Here is a 1,004-nt window from a genome sequence, read left to right as displayed (position 1 = left end):
TGACACGACTTCGGCGGTACGCTTGAGCCCCGCTACATTGTCGGCGCGGAATCACTAGACCAGTGAGCTATTACGCACTCTTTCAAGGGTGGCTGCTTCTAAGCCAACCTCCTGGTTGTCTCTGCGACTCCACATCCTTTCCCACTTAGCGTACGCTTAGGGGCCTTAGTCGATGCTCTGGGCTGTTTCCCTCTCGACCATGGAGCTTATCCCCCACAGTCTCACTGCCGCGCTCTCACTTACCGGCATTCGGAGTTTGGCTAAGGTCAGTAACCCGGTAGGGCCCATCGCCTATCCAGTGCTCTACCTCCGGCAAGAAACACACGACGCTGCACCTAAATGCATTTCGGGGAGAACCAGCTATCACGGAGTTTGATTGGCCTTTCACCCCTAACCACAGGTCATCCCCCAGGTTTTCAACCCTGGTGGGTTCGGTCCTCCACGAAGTCTTACCTCCGCTTCAACCTGCCCATGGCTAGATCACTCCGCTTCGGGTCTTGAGCATGCTACTAAAACGCCCTCTTCGGACTCGCTTTCGCTACGGCTACCCCACCCGGGTTAACCTCGCAACACACCGCAAACTCGCAGGCTCATTCTTCAAAAGGCACGCAGTCACGAGAATGTGCAAGCACACTCCGACGCTCCCACGGCTTGTAGGCACACGGTTTCAGGTACTATTTCACTCCCCTCCCGGGGTACTTTTCACCATTCCCTCACGGTACTATCCGCTATCGGTCACCAGGGAATATTTAGGCTTAGCGGGTGGTCCCGCCAGATTCACACGGGATTTCTCGGGCCCCGTGCTACTTGGGTGTCTCTCAAGCAAGCCGCTGACATTTCAACTACGGGGGTCTTACCCTCTACGCCGGACCTTTCGCATGTCCTTCGTCTACATCAACGGTTTCTGACTCACCGACCAGCCGGCAGACTGATCAAGAGAGATCCCACAACCCCGCATACGCAACCCCTGCCGGGTCTCACACGCATACGGTTTGGCCTCATCC

General features: G+C 56.4%; 1 rRNA gene. It reads right to left on the bottom strand.

The features are described from left to right. Positions 1-1,004 (bottom strand): 23S ribosomal RNA (locus ACIRFL_RS43900); the annotation flags it as partial.

Source organism: Streptomyces sp. NPDC102462 (assembly GCF_044765425.1).
Lineage (GTDB): Bacteria > Actinomycetota > Actinomycetes > Streptomycetales > Streptomycetaceae > Streptomyces.
Note: the sequence above shows the minus strand (reverse complement) of the source record. Positions and strands in the feature narration are given on the sequence as shown.